This window comes from Bacillus sp. ME78 (assembly GCF_903970865.1).
Classification (GTDB): domain Bacteria; phylum Bacillota; class Bacilli; order Bacillales; family Bacillaceae_G; genus Bacillus_A; species Bacillus_A cereus.
On the sequence record NZ_CAJCKK010000011.1, the window covers coordinates 137,549 to 154,552 of the forward strand.

The following is a 17,004-nucleotide window of genomic DNA, read 5'->3' on the forward strand; positions in this document are numbered from 1 at the left end:
GGGAATCGTGGTACCACTCAGCTTCCTTATACTTCTCACGAAATATAAGCTCTGCAAGTCCAATTAGACTTTTGTTTTTCTATCGGGAACAACCCCGCTACTTTTTACTAGTTTTCAAAAGTAGTGCTCCAAGGTGATTTTCAATGAGTGAATTGTTACCACCCTCACAGCCTCGGGGCAGCTCTCTGAAACAATCTTTATCATTTACTCTCCTCTTCTACGCATTCTCTTCTTCTATTTTTAAAAATAAAAACTCTCGCCTCAGCAATCAACTACTACAATTTAGTAGCTTTGATTGCTGAGGCGAGAGTTTCGCGTTACCACTCAGCTTCCTTATACTTCTCACGAAATATAAGCTTTGTAGGTCCAATCAGACCTCCGTCCTTTTACCGGAGACGATGCCGCCGCCCTCTACTCAGTTTCCCTTTCGCAAGCGATGCTCCGAGGTGATCTTCAATGATTCGATTGTTACTACCCTCACAGCCTTGGAGTAGCTCTCTGAAACGATCATAATCATCTACTTTCCTCTTCTTTGCATATACAACATATAAAGTTAGAAAATTCTTAATTAACTTTTATTTGTTACACGTATTATAGGACGTTGTTCTTTTCCTTGTCAACATGTTTTTTCAAAAAAATCAAAATTCATTCTATTTATTTTTTCTCAAATCAAAATTGGAATGCATTACTTACATACACTCATATATTACTTAAGTATGTTTGCATTACTACATAAAGAAAAACTTATAAAGTTTATGAGGAGATGAGGAAACTATGTTAAAAGGGAAAGTAGCGTTAGTTACAGGAGCAAGCCGAGGAATTGGACGAGCAATCGCTAAACGTTTAGCAAATGACGGTGCATTGGTTGCTGTTCATTACGGTAATCGAAAAGATGACGCTGAAGAAACTGTTCATGAAATTCAATCAAATGGTGGCCAAGCTTTTTCTATCGGCGCAAATTTAGAATCCTTACACGGTGTAGAAAACCTTTATAAAGCTTTAGATACTGAATTACAAAAGCACACTGGTGAAACACAATTTGATATTTTAATAAATAATGCTGGCATTGGTCCTGGTGCTTTTATTGAAGAAACGACTGAACAATTTTTTGATAGAATGTTTTCAGTAAATGCAAAAGCACCATTCTTTATCATTCAACAAGCACTGCCACGTTTACGTGACAATAGCCGAATTATTAATATTTCATCCGCTGCCACCCGCATTTCTTTACCTGATTTTGTTGCATATAGTATGACGAAAGGCGCTATTAATACAATGACTTTTACGCTAGCAAAACAGCTTGGAGCACGAGGAATAACGGTGAATGCAATACTTCCAGGATTTATTAAAACAGATATGAATGCAGAACTCTTGAGCGACCCGATGATGAAGCAGTACGCTACTACTATTTCCGCTTTCAATCGCTTAGGTGAAGTAGAAGACATTGCCGATACCGCTGCATTCCTTGCTTCTCCAGACAGCCGCTGGGTTACTGGACAATTAATTGATGTGAGCGGAGGATCTTGTTTGTAAAAAACATATATTTTCAAATCTTTTTTATTGCGCAATAAAACAATTTATATAATACTATATAAAACATATACATTTAGGAGGATTACAGCAATGTCCGAAAAAACATACGAACTCGCAACCTTCGCAGGCGGTTGCTTTTGGTGCATGGTAAAACCATTTGATGAACTTCCTGGTATTCATAAAGTACTTTCTGGCTATGCAGGAGGTCATGTAGAAAACCCAACATATGAACAAGTAAAAGCTGGAACATCTGGACATTTAGAAGTTGTTCAAATTACATTCGATCCTTCTATTTTTCCTTATCAGAAATTACTAGACTTATATTGGCCACAAATCGATCCAACTGATGATGGCGGACAATTTTTTGACCGTGGTCCATCTTATCGTACCGCTATTTTTTATCATAACGAAACACAAAAAGGGCTTGCTGAAAAATCAAAACAAGCTCTTGCAGAAAGCGGTATGTTTAAAGATCCAATCGTGACTGAAATTCGTCCTGCTGCACCTTTTTACGAAGCAGAGGAATACCACCAACATTTCTATAAAAAGAATCCAGAGAAATATGCTACTGAGCAAAAAGAATCTGGGCGTGAAGACTTTATAAAAGAAAATTGGCAAAAAAAATAATAAAAACGCATCGTGCTTTTTGAGTACGATGCGTTTTTATTTTTGATAAAAGTACCATACAATTAATAGAACAATTGCTGTTAGTGACCAAAGTACTATCTCGTTTTTCACTCTATTCTTTTTCTTAGTCATTTCATTCCCTCCTAAAAACTATTGAACATATTCAATTTTTTCTTTGTTTAATTGTCCATCTTATATACGTGAATACATCCTTACAAATTCTAATAGCAAGACCACCAATAATTCCGATTGCAATGGAAATTACTAGCATCTGTCCAAAACTAAAAGAATTTGTGTACATTATGTAGAGAACGATACATATAAGTAAAACATCCGGTAAAGAAAGTAAAAACCTTTTAAGCATTCCTTTATCTCCTCTATACTTTTTAATTTATATCTTCTACTGTAATTTTGAAATAAAATTTGTTCAAAAATTCCATTTACACCCTCATTTTATGAAAAATAATAAGAATCCCTTTTCAAAAGAGATTCTTATTCAGCAGATTTAAGTTTAATTATTTTCTACATATCCTATTCCATAATTACCCCTAAAATAGAATAATATTACTAATGATTTATTGTAAATTGACTATTTGCCAGGCAACCGAATGTCGCGCCAGCTACCTACATCGCATTGGCCAAATTCATTATTACCTACCGCGATCACCGTGCCGTCTGATTTTAGTCCGACTGTATGTGCACAACCAGCCGCTATCGCTACAATATCTCTCCAATCACTTACGTTACATTGACCATACTCATTCCAACCCACTGCCACCACGGTACCGTTTGATTTAAGTCCGATTGTATGATTCGTACCAGCCGCTATTGCTACAATATCTCGCCAGCCACTTACATCACACTGGTTATGTTTATCATTCCCCACTGCTGTCACCGTACCGTCTCGTTTAAGACCAACAGTATGAAGATACCCAGCCTTGACCGCTACAATACCTCGCCAGCTACTTACATTGCATTGACCATATCGATTATTCCCCACAGTCGTCAATGTGCCGTCCAATTTAAGACCGACTGTATGCCAGTCACCCGCTGTGACTGCCACAATACCTTGCCAACTGCTTACATTGCATTCTCCTTCTTTATTTCGGCCCACCGCTACTACCGTGCCATCCGATTTCAGGCCAATAGTACGACGCCACCCTGCCGCAACTGCTACAATATTATGCCAATCGTTTATATCACATTGTTCATGCTTATTCCAACCCACTGCTACCGCAGTACTGTCACATGTAAGACCGATTGTATGAGCATTACCCGTGTTCGTTGCCATATGAACATTGCCCACTGCGACTGCTTCAATATCTCGCCAGCCACTTAGATTACATTCCCCTTCTTTATTCCGGCCCACCGCTACTACCGTGCCATCCGATTTCAGGCCAACTGTATGACAACGCCCCGCCGCTATCATATCTTTGGGCCATCGCTTCACTTTTTCTTTCGATAAAAGGTAATCCATGTTTTACCTCCTTGCATATAAGCAACTGTATCATAATAGATATTTTTATCAAATTTCATTATAAATCTACATTTACAAAGAAAGCTTATTTTACTTCTTCAAAAAATAAAAACCTCCAGTTTAAATACTAGAGGTTTTCTCGTTATTTCTTCAAGCGTTCAATAAAATCGTTCAATTTATCTAGCGATTTCATATTCTGATTGCAAGCTACACCATCTTTGCAAATGTAGTTTCCCTTTTTAACGAAAGTTCCTGGTACATCGCCTTTAATTTCAACTAAAAACATTCCTACTTCTTCATGTCCATGACATAACGAACAAATGCTTTTTTTATTTAAACTTTGGAACGTTCCTTGCAGACCAACAAATTTATTTTTATCATTTTTCGCTATAATAAATTTCCTGCTTGACCCCTTATCAATCCAGCTTAAATAAGATATTTCTTTCATATCCATTTCTTCCATATCAGGAAGTTTTAACTTTTTCGCTTTAGGAAATAATTTTTTTAATGTTTGTGCTGTAACTTCTTGAAACGGAATTACATACGGATTTATTTTCATTAAAAATGATTCTGCATCTTCTCTATTTTGAACTGTTAATACCGTATCAATTAACTCTTTCTGTTCATCCGTTAAATTCTCAAATACATGTATTATCTTTTCAATCGCAAGCGATTTTAACGCTTGAATTACACCTCTATCATTTGCCGTTGCATGCCCGTTTGCTAAAATATAAGCTTGTGATTTTATAAAATTATATTGATCACTTCTAATAAACGCTTCCATCTTTATCACTCCATACAAATTGTTGATCTAGTTTTATTGTATACAATGATTACGTTTTTTGATATGTAAAAGATAACTTAGAAACAAACATTACATATATCACTTATTCTCTACCGCTGCATTTCCTGACAAAAGAAGCCATCATCTGTTTTCCATTCCGCATATAATACGTCTTCAAATTTAGTAATTCCTTTTTGCTTTATTTGTTTATAAAGCCATCCTTCATCAAATCCCGCTTCCCTCAAATTATCCTTAACTACTTTTCCATCACTAATTAATGAAATTGGTAAGTATACAGGCTTATGTTTTAAACTTAAATCATTTATAGTAGGAGATTCGTATTTACTTTTTTTCAGAACGCTTATGTTTCCGTTCGGTTCCAATATCATATATTCAACTTCTCGGATTGAAAATATATCTTTTTGTTGCCTAAGCATTTGTTGTAATTGGTTTATATCCAAATGATTTACGCTTAATTGTTCACGATCAATCTTTCCGTTACGAATAATAATTGAAGGATACCCTTCAAAAAACCTTCTTGTTCCTCTTACTTTTTGTGTTATCACTTCTATAGTATAAATTAAAATTACCCAAACAAATACTGAATATAAAATAGACCATACTTTAATTTTAGGATCATATATTGAATTTCCAACGAGCTCACCTAGGACGATTGCAGAAATAAAATCAAATGGCGTTAGCTGAGATATTTGTGTTTTCCCTAATATTTTTGTAGCAATTAATAGAACAAAAAAACCAACTAAAAGCTCTATCGTTATTTGTCCAATATGATTCATATATGTTCACCTTTCTACTTTTCAAGTGCTCTGTATACCATTTAATAAAAAAACGGCACATTTTTTCTATTATCATGCCCGTTCACACCTCATATATCCAATACACATAAAACAAAAAGAGTCTGATTCAAAGTAATATATGAATCAGACTCTTTTCCTCTTATTTAGAATACACAATCTTTTTAATCGTTTCCCCAGAAAGAAAATATTCTTCTGCAAGTTGATGAATAGCAATCCCACTTTTAAACGCTTCTTTAATTGCTTTATTTCTTTCATCTAGTTGTTTTCTTCCGCCAGATCGTGTACCCCATTTATAATGTTTCGTTTCTTGTTTCGGAATGTAAATTGTTTCACCTTGTATATACTTTTGAATTTCAGTAATTAAACTCTCTGGTAAAACAGCATTAGCTTTTACGTATTTCATTTCTGCTCGCCCCTTATTTTTTATGGTTCATTTCAATAAGGTGCAAAGCCAAATATAAAAAATGATACGAGCTCATATAGGCGATTGTATATTACTTGTCTACCTCACGCAAAGTATCGCCATTTCCATACTTGGCTTTGCATGAGACGTTGCAGTGTCTGGCAATTGAATTATAATCGCCATATAAACACCTCCTAATATACCTTTTGTATTTTATTATATGATAAATTCCTTCTCCTTGCATCCACACCCTTCTTAAAGCACGAAATTACTTAGTTTGATATAATACTTTTTAATTGAATCAAAAAACATTGTGAGGTTACATTATGAGGAAAAAAATTATCATTACAATCGTTACACTATTCTTTATTATCACGGCATTATTTGGAACATACAAATTGATGAATGCAAGAAGCTTTCAATTATTTGGAGATTTAACACAACGCGTAGAAACAAATGAAAAAGTGATTGCTTTAACTTTTGATGATGGCCCTACTAACAATGTAAAACAAATATTACCGCTACTAGATAAATACAACGCTAAAGCTACTTTCTTTTTAATTGGAAATGAGTTAGAGCAAAGTTTATCGTTAGGAGAAGCTATCGCGCAATCTGGGCACCAACTTGGAAACCATACATATTCTCATAATAGAATGGTTTTCAAAATACCTTCTTTTATTAAAGATGAAATAGAAAAAACGAATTCATTAATCCGCCAAACAGGATTTACAGACGAAATTGATTTTAGGCCCCCTAACGGTAAGAAGTTAATAGGGCTGCCATATTATTTAAATAAAAACAATATCGAAACAATCACATGGGATCTTGAGCCCGATACTTTTTATAAATCTGCGGCTGATAAAATTAAATACGTTAATAAAAATGTAAAACCAGGTTCTATCATTTTACTGCACTCTATGTATGATGAGTCTAATGAAAATTTACAAACGATTGAAGGTATTTTAGATTCTTTATCTAAGAAGGGCTATCAGTTCGTAACAGTAAATGAATTGCAAAAAAGAGCAAAATAAAAAGGTAGCGTATCTTTGTATGATACGCTACCTTTCTTTTTATATAATGCCAAGTACATTTAAGAATACGATAATAATCGCAATTGGTGCGATATAACGAAGTAAGAATAACCATAATACGAATAGTTTATAACCTTTATTTTTACTTACACCTAGCTCTTTCATTAATACATCTTTCTTCATTTTTAAAGGAACAAAGATAGAAACTAATAATACACCAAGTGGCATTAATACGTTGCTTACTGCATAGTCCGCTAAATCAAAGACTGTCTTCCCGAAAATCTTCAGATCACTTAATATACCGAATGATAATGCTGATGGTACCCCAACAACGAAGATTAATAACCCTACGATTAAGGCCATTTTTTCACGTTTCCCTTTACCTTTTGATGTTAACGATGCAACACTAATTTCTAACATCGAAATTGCTGATGTAATCGTAGCGAAGAAGAATAGTAATAAGAAAACAATGAAGAATAATTTTCCGAACGCCATTTTACTGAAAATAGCTGGCAACACGATAAATAATAGTCCCGGCCCTTGAGATGGTTCCATTCCAAATGCGAACACAACTGGGAAAATTGCAAGTCCTGCAAGTAATGTAATAACAAGAGTTAAGGCTACGATAGAAAATGCTGAACGTGGTAAGCTTTCTTCTTTCGGTAAGTACGAGCTATACGTTACCATAACGGCTACCCCGACAGATAATGAGAAGAACGATTGCCCCATTGCGTATAATATAACTTCTGATGTTACATGTGAGAAATCAGGTTGTAAGAAGAAACGAACGCCTTCTCCAGCACCATCTAATGTAAGTGCACGAACGATTAATACAAAGAATAAAACGAATAATGCTGGCATGAAATATTTATTTACTTTTTCAACACCATTTTGTACACCTTTACTTACGATGAAAATAGTAATAAGGATGAATAATAGCTGTGATCCAACTGCTAAATATGGATTGGAAATGATTTCACCAAACGTAGCTTCGTATGCTCCATTTCCTTCCCATAGTCTACCTGTAATTGCATTCCATAAATATAATAAAATCCAGCCCCCTACAACACTGTAGAAAGAAAGTAATATGAAACATGTTACAATTCCTAATTTACCTAACCAAGGCCATAACGTTTTAGGAGCAATCTCTCTATATGCATCGACAGCCTCTTTTTGTGTACTTCTTCCAATAACAAATTCAGCTAATAATAGCGGTAAACCAATTAATAATGTGAAACCGATGAAAATTAGGAAGAACGCTCCGCCTCCTCCAATGCCGGCCATATATGGGAATTTCCAAATCGCCCCAAGACCAATTGCCGAACCTGCTGCAGCTAATACGAAACCTAATTTCGATGTCCATTGCTGTGAATTCATTTGTTAATCTCCTCTCTATCTCTTTTTCTTTGTTACAATTTGGTATTTATATTGTTCTATCAATACTCTTTTCTAATACGTTCACTTCCTCCCTAATAAAAAAACGTCCCTACGTAAATACGTAGGGACGACAAAAATATCGCGGTACCACCCTAGTTGTGAAGAACACTAAGAAACCACCTAAATAAAAACGCCCCTACGCAAAAACGTAGGGACGATAAAATATCGCGGTACCACCCTAGTTATGAAGACACAACAAAGTTAGGACCTAAATAAAAAACGTCCCTACGTAAATACGTAGGGACGATAAATATCGCGGTACCACCCTAGTTGTGAAAAAATCTTCACCACTTTATTTGATAACGGTATAAACTACCGTCTTTCATTTCCTCATAATGCGAGATTTATGAAAGATGCTCCAGGACGAACTTCATGAATAATCTATATACTGATTCACACCAACCATCAGCTCTCTGAAATAGGGAGATATTCACTACTATACCCTTTCATTGCCCAAATATTATTTTCCGAATTGATTACTATCATTTTTATCACACATTAAAAATAGTGTCAACTTATATTTCGAATTTTTATGTATTACAATCTATTTCAAAATTCGAAATGTGAGTTTTAGTTTAGAAAACAAGTGGATTAGTACATAACGAATTCTAACAGGCAATAGAAAAAGAATTACGTATTATTGATACTTATTCAATAATACAAATCATCTAGAAACATAACTTGTCTCTCTGTATTAATTTTTTAAGAGTTTGATGGATACCAAGAAAATTTCGCATCACTATCCAGTGGTCTATTTTTCGTTTCTTCTTTAATTACACGAAACCATTCATTTAGAATTTGAGTTTTGGGCAATTGAGCAGCAAGGTTATCTTCCCAAATTATATGTGAAAACCAGGCTTTCGTTTCCCATTCAAACTGCAATTGCGCAAACGAAATTATAGGGTGAGCAGCTTCATGAAATTGCTCATTTACTGCATTTGAAACTTCTGGAGCTTGCGGTAACAACTCGTTCTGAATTCTATTTCTTATCGTCTCATTTTCTAGCTGATCCCAGAAATACAATTGCCCATTTATTTAATAGAAAATATCAAATGAAGCCTCACCTTTCTTCAAATTCAATAATACGAAGGCACGTTCCACATCATTGTCAGCCGCCTTTACAGCATTAACAATTATATTTTGTGCCATTGATACCCAGTAACTAGTCGCTTCCTCTACCGGTGATTCAACATACAATTCTTCACTTAATTCATGAAGAGTGGCTTCTTGCTCATTTACTTTTTCAACTTTTTTAAAAAACCTATTAAAAAAACCCATAACTTCCCCCTTATTACTATTTTCTATTTCACAAAATAAAAAATAGATTTTTCTTGCTCATCCACATTTACTCCTGGCGCGTATGTATGAACTTGTTGCAACACTTCTTCTATTAGCAACTCTAACTCCTGCACACTTTTTTCTGGATTCCCTATTAATGTGTCCGCCATACGTTCATATAATTTTTCAGGTTTAATAGTCATTCGTTCCACATTATTAGGCATCCATTTAAACGCTGGATGATGTACGTACATTTTATTCAAACCAAATAAAACACCGAATACGTTCCTTTGTACTTCGCAAATAACGTCATAAAGCATAAGTCAATCTTTCCGTTTTAAAAGCGCCTTTCGATTGTGCCAACGATTACTTAACCATAGATTTTCTGAAATCATCCGTTTTGCTAGTTCATCTGGATATGCCGCTACTTTTTCTTTTAATTCATTCACTTTCCCTTCTCCATACAAACTAACACCATCATGAATGGATGATACAACACATTGTTTTTCATAACTTATATCATATTGATCCACCACATCCGAAATCACTTTCTCTACTGTCTCTGTTAAAAAGTTACTAATCTCTAATTTAATTCCCTCTTTCGTTAAATACGTTTCCGACCATTCTTCTTCCTCATACGGATGATACGATAATATTTTCCCATCAATATGATAAATAGGGGCCCTACGATCCTCATCTTCCGGCGGTGTTGACCATAAAATATGTAATTCTATATCTGAATGTTCATCTTCAAGCTTTCTAGCTACTGAACCCGCTAAAATAATAGCTTCTACTTTCGGATTTTTCCTATAAATCTCTGACATCTCTATCGCTTTCTCTTTTAATCCCATTTCATTTCCCCCCTAAAATTGCAGTAATCCCCTATATTTCATTTATCTATTTCGATATTACAGCTTGCATTACCTTTTCAAATTCCTACTTAATCATATTTCTATCCAATAGCGCTGAATAACTTCACCAGTACGAGAAGAAACTACTTCATTTTCTAACACACCTCCAACCTTTTGAATCGTTTTAGCAGAACCGATATTAGATTTATCGCAAGTTATTAATACTTTCTGCAATCCTAATTTTTGCGCTTCAGCTAATGCAAGTTGTAGTTGTTTCGTAGCGTAACCGTGGCGACGTTTATTCGGATGGACACTATATCCAATATGACCGCTTTCCCGTAATAATTCTGGATTTAATCTATGTCTAATATTCACAAAACCTATAAGTTTCCCTTTTTCAAAACTTAAAAACTGACTAGATGGCACTCGATTAGCTAGTAAATTTTCTCCTAGTTCTTGTTTACTCACTTTTTCAAACCATTCATCAAGAGAATCAAAGTTTTGTAAAGAACTACTTCCATGTGGTTGTTTCCCTGAGTGTAAAAACGCTTGTCTATACGCCGTAATATGCTCACTATATTCATGGATTGGTTTTAATAGTTTCATTGTTCTTCTCCCCCTCTTCATTCCATAAAACAAACACCTTAATAGCAGCTATTCACTATTAAGGTGTTTCTATCCTTTTTATTCAAATAACCCCACGCTCAAATAACGTTCACCTGTATCAGGCGCAATACATAAAACTTTTTTACCAACGCCTAGGCGTTTCGCTATCATGATTGCAGCGTAAACAGATGCTCCAGAAGATGGCCCAACTAATAATCCTTCTTGTCTAGCTAAGTTTCTCATTGTCGTTAAAGCCTCTTCATCTGCAATTTGAATAATTTCGTTATACACTTCTGTATTTAAGTTTTTCGGAATAAATCCTGGGCTTGTTCCTACTAGTTTATGAGGACCTGGTACACCACCGGATAAAACGGGAGATCCTTTCGGTTCCACTACTGCAATATATAAGTTTGGCAATTTCTCTTTTAACGTTTCACCAGTCCCTGTAATCGTTCCGCCTGTTCCTGCCGTTGCAACAAAAGCATCAAGCTCTCCATCCATTTGTTCGTAAATTTCAAGTGCAGTCGTATAACGGTGAATATTCGGATTAGCTGGATTTTCAAATTGTTGCGGGATAAAACTATTCGGTATTTGTTTTTGCAGTTCTAACGCCTTCGCAATTGCTCCTGGCATTCTTTGTTCTGCTGGTGTTAAAACTACTTCTGCTCCGTATGCTTTCAATAAATTAATACGCTCTTTTGACATATTATCTGGCATAATTAAAATCGCTTTATACCCTTTAGCTGCTGCATTCATCGCTAAACCAATCCCTGTATTCCCGCTTGTCGGTTCAATAATTGTATCTCCTGGTTTGATGAGACCATTTTCTTCTGCAACGTGAAGTAAATTATAAGCAGCACGGTCTTTCACACTGCGCGATGGATTAAACATTTCTAGTTTCACATACACATCTGCTGCGTCTTCCGGAATAAATTTAGATAATCGGACGACAGGTGTATCTCCTATTAATTCCGTAACGTTTTCACACAATTTCATAGCGCATCCCCTATTCTATCGTTTTCTTATCACTTGGCAGTAACCATGAAGTGAGTCCAATTAATGGTAGACAACTACATAATAGCATAATAAATTGCAGGCTATATATATCTGCTAATTTCCCAAGAACTACAGCACCTAATGCTCCAAGTCCAAACGCAAGACCTACGATTAATCCTGACACCATTCCCACTTTTCCAGGTACAAGCTCTTGTGCATATACAACAATTACACTAAAACTACTTGAACTAATAAAACCGATACATAAAAATAACGGTACGACCCACACAAGTGAGACATGTGGTAATAACAGTGCAAGTGGCGCTGAACCTAACATTGAAAATACGATGATATTTTTCTTACCAAATCGATCTGCTAACGGTCCTCCGAAGAAAGTTCCTAACACACCAGCAATCATAAATGCGAATACGAAATACTGGGCATTTTTTATAGATAAACCATAATGCTCTATTAAGTAAAATTGATAGAAATTCCCGATACCAGCACCGTACCAAGAGCGTACAAAAGTAAGAAAAACAAGAAGTATAATAACGAATTTAATGTGTGTACTTACAATTGCATTTTCCGCCTCAAGTGCAGCCCTCTTCTTCCTTCTTACAGCACCGGTTGCTAATTCATTTTTGTACCAATTCGATACGAAAATTAATAATACAATTCCTACTGCTGCAAATGCTGTAAAACCTAATGAACCAATTTGACCGAGTGGAACGAAAATTAGCGCTGTAAAAATAGGAGCTAGAGAATTCCCCGTGTTTCCCCCAACTTGATAAATTGCTTGCGCTAACCCTCGTTTTGCACCTGCCGCCATATACGCAACACGAGCGCCTTCTGGATGAAAGACCGCGGAACCTAAACCAATAAATAAAACAGAAATAATAACAATAATAAAGTTTGGTGCAAACGCGAGTCCAATCATTCCAAGCATACTTGAAAACATGCCGAGTGGTAATAAAAATGGTGACGGCTTCTTATCTGAATACATACCAAACACCGGTTGCATAATCGATGACGTCATATTTAATGCAAACGCAATCCACCCTACTTGCATATAGGATAAATTCATCGTTTTTTCCAAAATAGGAAACAACGCCGGCACAACTGCTTGCATCGAATCATTTAAAAAATGCCCAAAGCTAATCGCAAATAAAATTCGATATATTGTCGGTGTTTCTACAGTTTTTTTGTGTGAAACTGCCTGCATATGTGAATCTCCCCTTTCTGTACAAAATATATATTTATTACAGTAGGTGTAATAAATTCTGACTTTTGAAACATTTCTATTCTATACTGCTTTCATTTCTTTTTCCAGAAATATAACTTAACTCCCGTCATTGGCTTGCATCCTTGTAACTTTCAGCGGTAAAACAGTACAAAAAAAGACAACCCAATCACATACTGGGTTGCCTCTTACATTAAATTGCAAAATGCTTATACTTCTCGTAATCACTCGTCTTACATTCTATTTCTAATTTGGTACCTTCGTTTTCGTAACTCGTAGATAAAACGTGTGCATGATTATTGAAATACGAAACTACCTGTCCTTGATCATATGGAATTAACATTTCACACTTCGTATATTCTTTATAGATGTGTGAGCGAATCATTTCTACAAGTTCTTCAATTCCAACATGTTTCTTCGCTGATAAATAAACGCGATCTTCTTGCACTTTCGGAATTTTAACATCTACCATATCTGATTTATTATAAGCATAGATCGTTGGAATATTTTCTACTCCAATTTTCTTTAACGTTTCATTTGTAATATCAATTAATTGTTCATAATTTGGATTTGCGTAATCTACAACGTGAATAAGTAGGTCTGCTTCCGCTACTTCTTCTAACGTTGAACGGAACGCCTTCACAAGATGATGTGGTAATTTACTTACAAATCCAACTGTATCTGTTAATAAAAATGATTTATTATCTGGCAAATCAATATTTCGTACAGATGTTTCTAACGTCGCGAATAACATATCTTTTTCAAATACTTGTTTTTCTTCTGTACCATTATAAATTTCAAGCATTGCATTCATCGTCGTTGACTTTCCTGCATTCGTATAACCTACTAATGCTACAACAGGTATTTCATTTTTCTTACGCTGCTTTCGCTGCGTTTGACGCTGGGCAACGAGCGCTTCTAAATCTTTATTCAACACTGAAATTTGTTCTTCAATTTTACGACGGTCTAACTCTAACTTCTTTTCACCGACACCTTTATTTTTCGTACCAACGCCGCCGCTCTGTCTCCCTAACGATTCACGAAGACCGATTAAACGAGGCATCATATACTGAAGATGTGCTACTTCTACTTGTAGCTGTGCTTCTTTCGTTTTCGCACGTTGCGCAAAAATATCTAAAATTAAAATGGTACGATCAATTACCTTACAATCTAAATCCTCTTCTAAATTTCGAATTTGTGAAGGAGATAATTCATCATTAAAGATAACCATATTCGCATCTATTTCTTGTACATACGCTGCAACTTCTTCAATCTTTCCTTTTCCGATATAATGCGATGGATTTACTCGTTGTAAATTTTGCGTTACTTGCCCAATTACCTCTACATCACAAGCTTCCGCAAGATTTGTTAACTCTTCCATCGAATATGCAAAATCATCTTCATTACCTACATTTACTCCAACTAAAACTGCTCTTTGTAATACTTCTTCCATATATTTATTCCTCCATTTCGATTACGTAAAATAAAAAACACAGGTCGCTGCCTGTGTTTTCGTAAACGGATAAGGGTTCACCAAAGAAATAGAAGAAAGCTATGCTTTCATCCTATTTTATAGTCAAAAAGTCCCAAGATTGTATACGTATCCACAGTAAGTGTTCACTTATACAATCCCATTCTATTTATAAAGGCAAAACAAAAAGAGGGCGTATTCGTCCCTCCCTCTTTTTCACATATAAGCTTAATAAAGGGTTCCTTTAAAATAGGCAGACCAATCCCGTTCACTCTGTACACAGACAGAGCCTTTGAGCGCTATTCAATTATTGGCACAAAGTATTGAGACGTAATCTGATTAAGATCAAAGGAAGCCCCTCCGTTCATTTTAAGTTACATAAAGTGTAGCATAAGTAATTCGCTTTCACAAGGTTTAACAACCTATATCACACTAAAGAAAATCTTTATATTTTTACTTTAATCGTCATTTTTTGCGAGTTTTTCTCACAATAAAAATAACAAAAGCAATTATCAATTTTAGAAACTTCTCGTATATTATTTTTACAGCACTCGCCAAATTCCTTCATAGTAAGTTAAGTATTATCGTTTTAATACAACAAAAATCTTTATTGACATTTTTATAACCTGATATTAGTATCAGGTTATAAAAATAAAAATTAGGAGATGTTCCTATGCATTCTAAATCTCGTATTACTGCAATTGGTACTTATGTTCCAGATCAAATATTGTCTAATAACGATTTAGAAAAGATGGTCCATACGAATGATGAATGGATTGTACAAAGAACAGGAATGAAGGAAAGAAGAATCGCTAGCGACGAAGAATACTCCTCAAACTTAGCCATTAAAGCAATTGAAAATTTATGTACAACATATAAGAAAAACTTAGAAGATGTCGACTGTATCATTGTCGCTACTACTACTGCCGATTACGTTTTCCCTAGTGTTGCTTGCCAAATACAACAATACTTCAACATACCTCATACACTAGCTTTTGATTTAAATGCAACTTGTGCTGGTTTTACATATGGACTACACGTCGGTAATAGCTTAATCACTTCTGGTTCACATGAAAAAGTACTTGTCGTAGCGACAGAGACATTATCTAAAGTTACTGATTATACCGATAGAACGACCTGTATTTTATTCGGTGATGGTGCTGGTGCTATTTTATTAGAAAGAGATGAAAACACCCAAAGCTTTATCGCTGCTCACATGGGAACAAACGGTGATGGCGGCATTCATCTATATAGAACAAACTTATCTACTACTATGAATGGCACACCACTGCAAACAAATGAAAAAATCGTTCAAAATGGAAGAGAAGTATATAAATGGGCAACACGCACAGTACCAAAAGGCATAAAAAATTTATTACATACCGTAAATATGCAAGTAGATGATATAGACTGGTTCATACCCCACAGCGCTAACTTACGAATGATCGAATCTATTTGCGAAAAATCTCAAATTCCAATACAAAAAACATTAACGAGCGTGGAATATATGGGGAATACCTCTTCAGTCACCATTCCACTCGCTTTAAATTTAGCTATAAAAGAAGGAAGGTTAAATAACGGAGACACACTTTTACTATACGGATTTGGTGGCGGACTTACGCATTTAGGACTTATTATAGAGTGGAATTTAATTTAAGTGTATAAAAAGAGGTTCTAGTCAGTAACTAGAACCTCTTTTTCATTTAATTTCTTGCCCCTTTTCGAGACCATATCACAACAGGAATAAGTAATAACGCTAACACGCCTCCAGCCAATGACAATGCCGCATAACTTGAATTCGCTACTACCATACCTGACATCGCTCCACCAGAAGCTCCAGCTAGCGCAATAAAAACATCTATTTCCCCTTGTGTTTTAGCACGTGTAGACGGTGTTGTGGAATCAACGATTTGTGCTGTACCACTTATCAATCCGAGGTTCCATCCTAGCCCAAGTAAAGATAGAGCAACGATTAATAATAATAAAGAATCACTTGGCGCTATCGCAGCTATGACACCCGCTGCAAGTAAAATCACTCCACCAGCTATGCTCATTGTAGTTCGGCCAATTTTATCAATTAACATTCCTGTAACGAGAGATGGAAGATACATTGCACCTACATGAAAACCTATCACAAGTCCTACTGCACTTAAACCGTGACCGTGGTGTCCCATATGAACTGGTGTCATCGTCATAATCGCAACCATCACTATTTGCGTAAGTATCATTACGATTGCTCCAACTGTAATACCTCGTTTATTTTCTTTCGCTTCTTCTGTTATTGGTTGTCCTTTATATGTATGTTCCTGTTTATATCTTTCTATTATGTTAGCAATAATTAACGGATCTGGACGAAGCATAACAAAAAGAACTAGACCTGCCAGTATAAATGCTGCTGCCGATAGTATGAACGGACCTGCAAGTTTAGGAACTCCAATTGAATGAGCAAAAC

The 17,004-nt window shown here is 35.4% G+C and carries 15 protein-coding genes, 2 pseudogenes and 3 other annotated features (1 of these 20 running past the window's edge); of the genes and pseudogenes, 4 read left to right on the plus strand and 13 right to left on the minus strand.

The annotated features are described in order from the left end of the window. Window positions 1–229: a binding site (T-box leader), on the minus strand; it reaches 11 nt to the left of the window's first position. Window positions 230–296: 67 nt separating this feature from the next. Beyond that, window positions 297–542 (minus strand) — a binding site (T-box leader). Between the two features lie 232 nt (window positions 543–774). Both H6481_RS14785 and msrA read left to right on the plus strand, forming a co-directional pair. Next, entirely contained in the window at window positions 775–1,533 is a 759-nt protein-coding gene (locus H6481_RS14785) for an SDR family oxidoreductase (RefSeq protein WP_088021945.1), read from the plus strand. Window positions 1,534–1,623: 90 nt separating this feature from the next. Beyond that, window positions 1,624–2,160 carry a peptide-methionine (S)-S-oxide reductase MsrA gene (gene msrA, locus H6481_RS14790; protein ID WP_001291883.1) on the plus strand — a complete coding sequence of 179 codons (537 nt, stop codon included), beginning with the start codon at window positions 1,624–1,626 and terminating at the stop codon, window positions 2,158–2,160. 163 nt (window positions 2,161–2,323) lie between these two features. Here msrA and H6481_RS14795 read toward each other — a convergent pair whose 3' ends face one another. The 5 genes from H6481_RS14795 to H6481_RS14815 all read right to left on the minus strand — a co-directional run bounded on the left by H6481_RS14795 (window position 2,324) and on the right by H6481_RS14815 (window position 5,642). Beyond that, on the minus strand, window positions 2,324–2,524 hold the full coding sequence (locus H6481_RS14795) for a hypothetical protein (protein ID WP_000919314.1): 201 nt from the start codon (window positions 2,522–2,524) through the stop codon (window positions 2,324–2,326). A gap of 225 nt (window positions 2,525–2,749) precedes the next feature. Then, complete coding sequence (locus tag H6481_RS14800; protein WP_182812145.1) at window positions 2,750–3,637, minus strand: chromosome condensation regulator; 888 nt, start codon at window positions 3,635–3,637, stop codon at window positions 2,750–2,752. A gap of 142 nt (window positions 3,638–3,779) precedes the next feature. Continuing rightward, window positions 3,780–4,421 (minus strand): elongation factor G-binding protein, encoded by a 642-nt coding sequence (locus H6481_RS14805; RefSeq protein WP_000387074.1) that lies wholly within the window; start codon window positions 4,419–4,421, stop codon window positions 3,780–3,782. A gap of 110 nt (window positions 4,422–4,531) precedes the next feature. Then, a complete protein-coding gene (locus H6481_RS14810; RefSeq protein ID WP_001015543.1) occupies window positions 4,532–5,218 on the minus strand; it encodes a DUF421 domain-containing protein in 687 nt (228 codons plus the stop codon). A 160-nt stretch (window positions 5,219–5,378) separates the two neighbouring features. Further along, window positions 5,379–5,642, minus strand: coding sequence for a CD3324 family protein (locus H6481_RS14815; protein WP_000878325.1), 264 nt, complete (start codon window positions 5,640–5,642; stop codon window positions 5,379–5,381). 326 nt (window positions 5,643–5,968) lie between these two features. On the opposite strand from H6481_RS14815, the gene H6481_RS14820 reads away from it, so the two are divergent. After that, on the plus strand, window positions 5,969–6,673 hold the full coding sequence (locus H6481_RS14820) for a polysaccharide deacetylase family protein (protein ID WP_071730928.1): 705 nt from the start codon (window positions 5,969–5,971) through the stop codon (window positions 6,671–6,673). A gap of 39 nt (window positions 6,674–6,712) precedes the next feature. On the opposite strand, the gene H6481_RS14825 is transcribed toward H6481_RS14820, so the two are convergent. The 7 genes and pseudogenes from H6481_RS14825 to hflX all read right to left on the minus strand — a co-directional run bounded on the left by H6481_RS14825 (window position 6,713) and on the right by hflX (window position 14,534). Beyond that, window positions 6,713–8,050, minus strand: a complete 1,338-nt coding sequence (locus tag H6481_RS14825) for a sodium-dependent transporter (protein ID WP_001088187.1) — start codon at window positions 8,048–8,050, stop codon at window positions 6,713–6,715. Window positions 8,051–8,346: 296 nt separating this feature from the next. Next, window positions 8,347–8,569, minus strand: a binding site (T-box leader). Between the two features lie 243 nt (window positions 8,570–8,812). Beyond that, window positions 8,813–9,388: pseudogene (locus H6481_RS14830) on the minus strand (hypothetical protein). A 23-nt stretch (window positions 9,389–9,411) separates the two neighbouring features. Beyond that, a pseudogene (locus H6481_RS14835) lies at window positions 9,412–10,239 on the minus strand (DUF4037 domain-containing protein). Window positions 10,240–10,332: 93 nt separating this feature from the next. Beyond that, window positions 10,333–10,845, minus strand: coding sequence for a GNAT family N-acetyltransferase (locus tag H6481_RS14840; protein ID WP_182812148.1), 513 nt, complete (start codon window positions 10,843–10,845; stop codon window positions 10,333–10,335). Between the two features lie 78 nt (window positions 10,846–10,923). Next, complete coding sequence (cysK, locus tag H6481_RS14845; protein ID WP_182812151.1) at window positions 10,924–11,841, minus strand: cysteine synthase A; 918 nt, start codon at window positions 11,839–11,841, stop codon at window positions 10,924–10,926. A 10-nt stretch (window positions 11,842–11,851) separates the two neighbouring features. Beyond that, window positions 11,852–13,063, minus strand: a complete 1,212-nt coding sequence (locus tag H6481_RS14850; RefSeq protein WP_001149399.1) for an MFS transporter — start codon at window positions 13,061–13,063, stop codon at window positions 11,852–11,854. Between the two features lie 211 nt (window positions 13,064–13,274). Continuing rightward, window positions 13,275–14,534 carry a GTPase HflX gene (gene hflX / locus H6481_RS14855; protein ID WP_071730924.1) on the minus strand — a complete coding sequence of 420 codons (1,260 nt, stop codon included), beginning with the start codon at window positions 14,532–14,534 and terminating at the stop codon, window positions 13,275–13,277. A gap of 691 nt (window positions 14,535–15,225) precedes the next feature. On the opposite strand from hflX, the gene H6481_RS14860 reads away from it, so the two are divergent. Continuing rightward, on the plus strand, window positions 15,226–16,209 hold the full coding sequence (locus H6481_RS14860) for a ketoacyl-ACP synthase III (RefSeq protein ID WP_182812154.1): 984 nt from the start codon (window positions 15,226–15,228) through the stop codon (window positions 16,207–16,209). 46 nt (window positions 16,210–16,255) lie between these two features. On the opposite strand, the gene H6481_RS14865 is transcribed toward H6481_RS14860, so the two are convergent. Continuing rightward, a partial coding sequence (locus tag H6481_RS14865; protein ID WP_182812157.1) for an MFS transporter occupies window positions 16,256–17,004 on the minus strand: 749 nt, incomplete at its 5' end.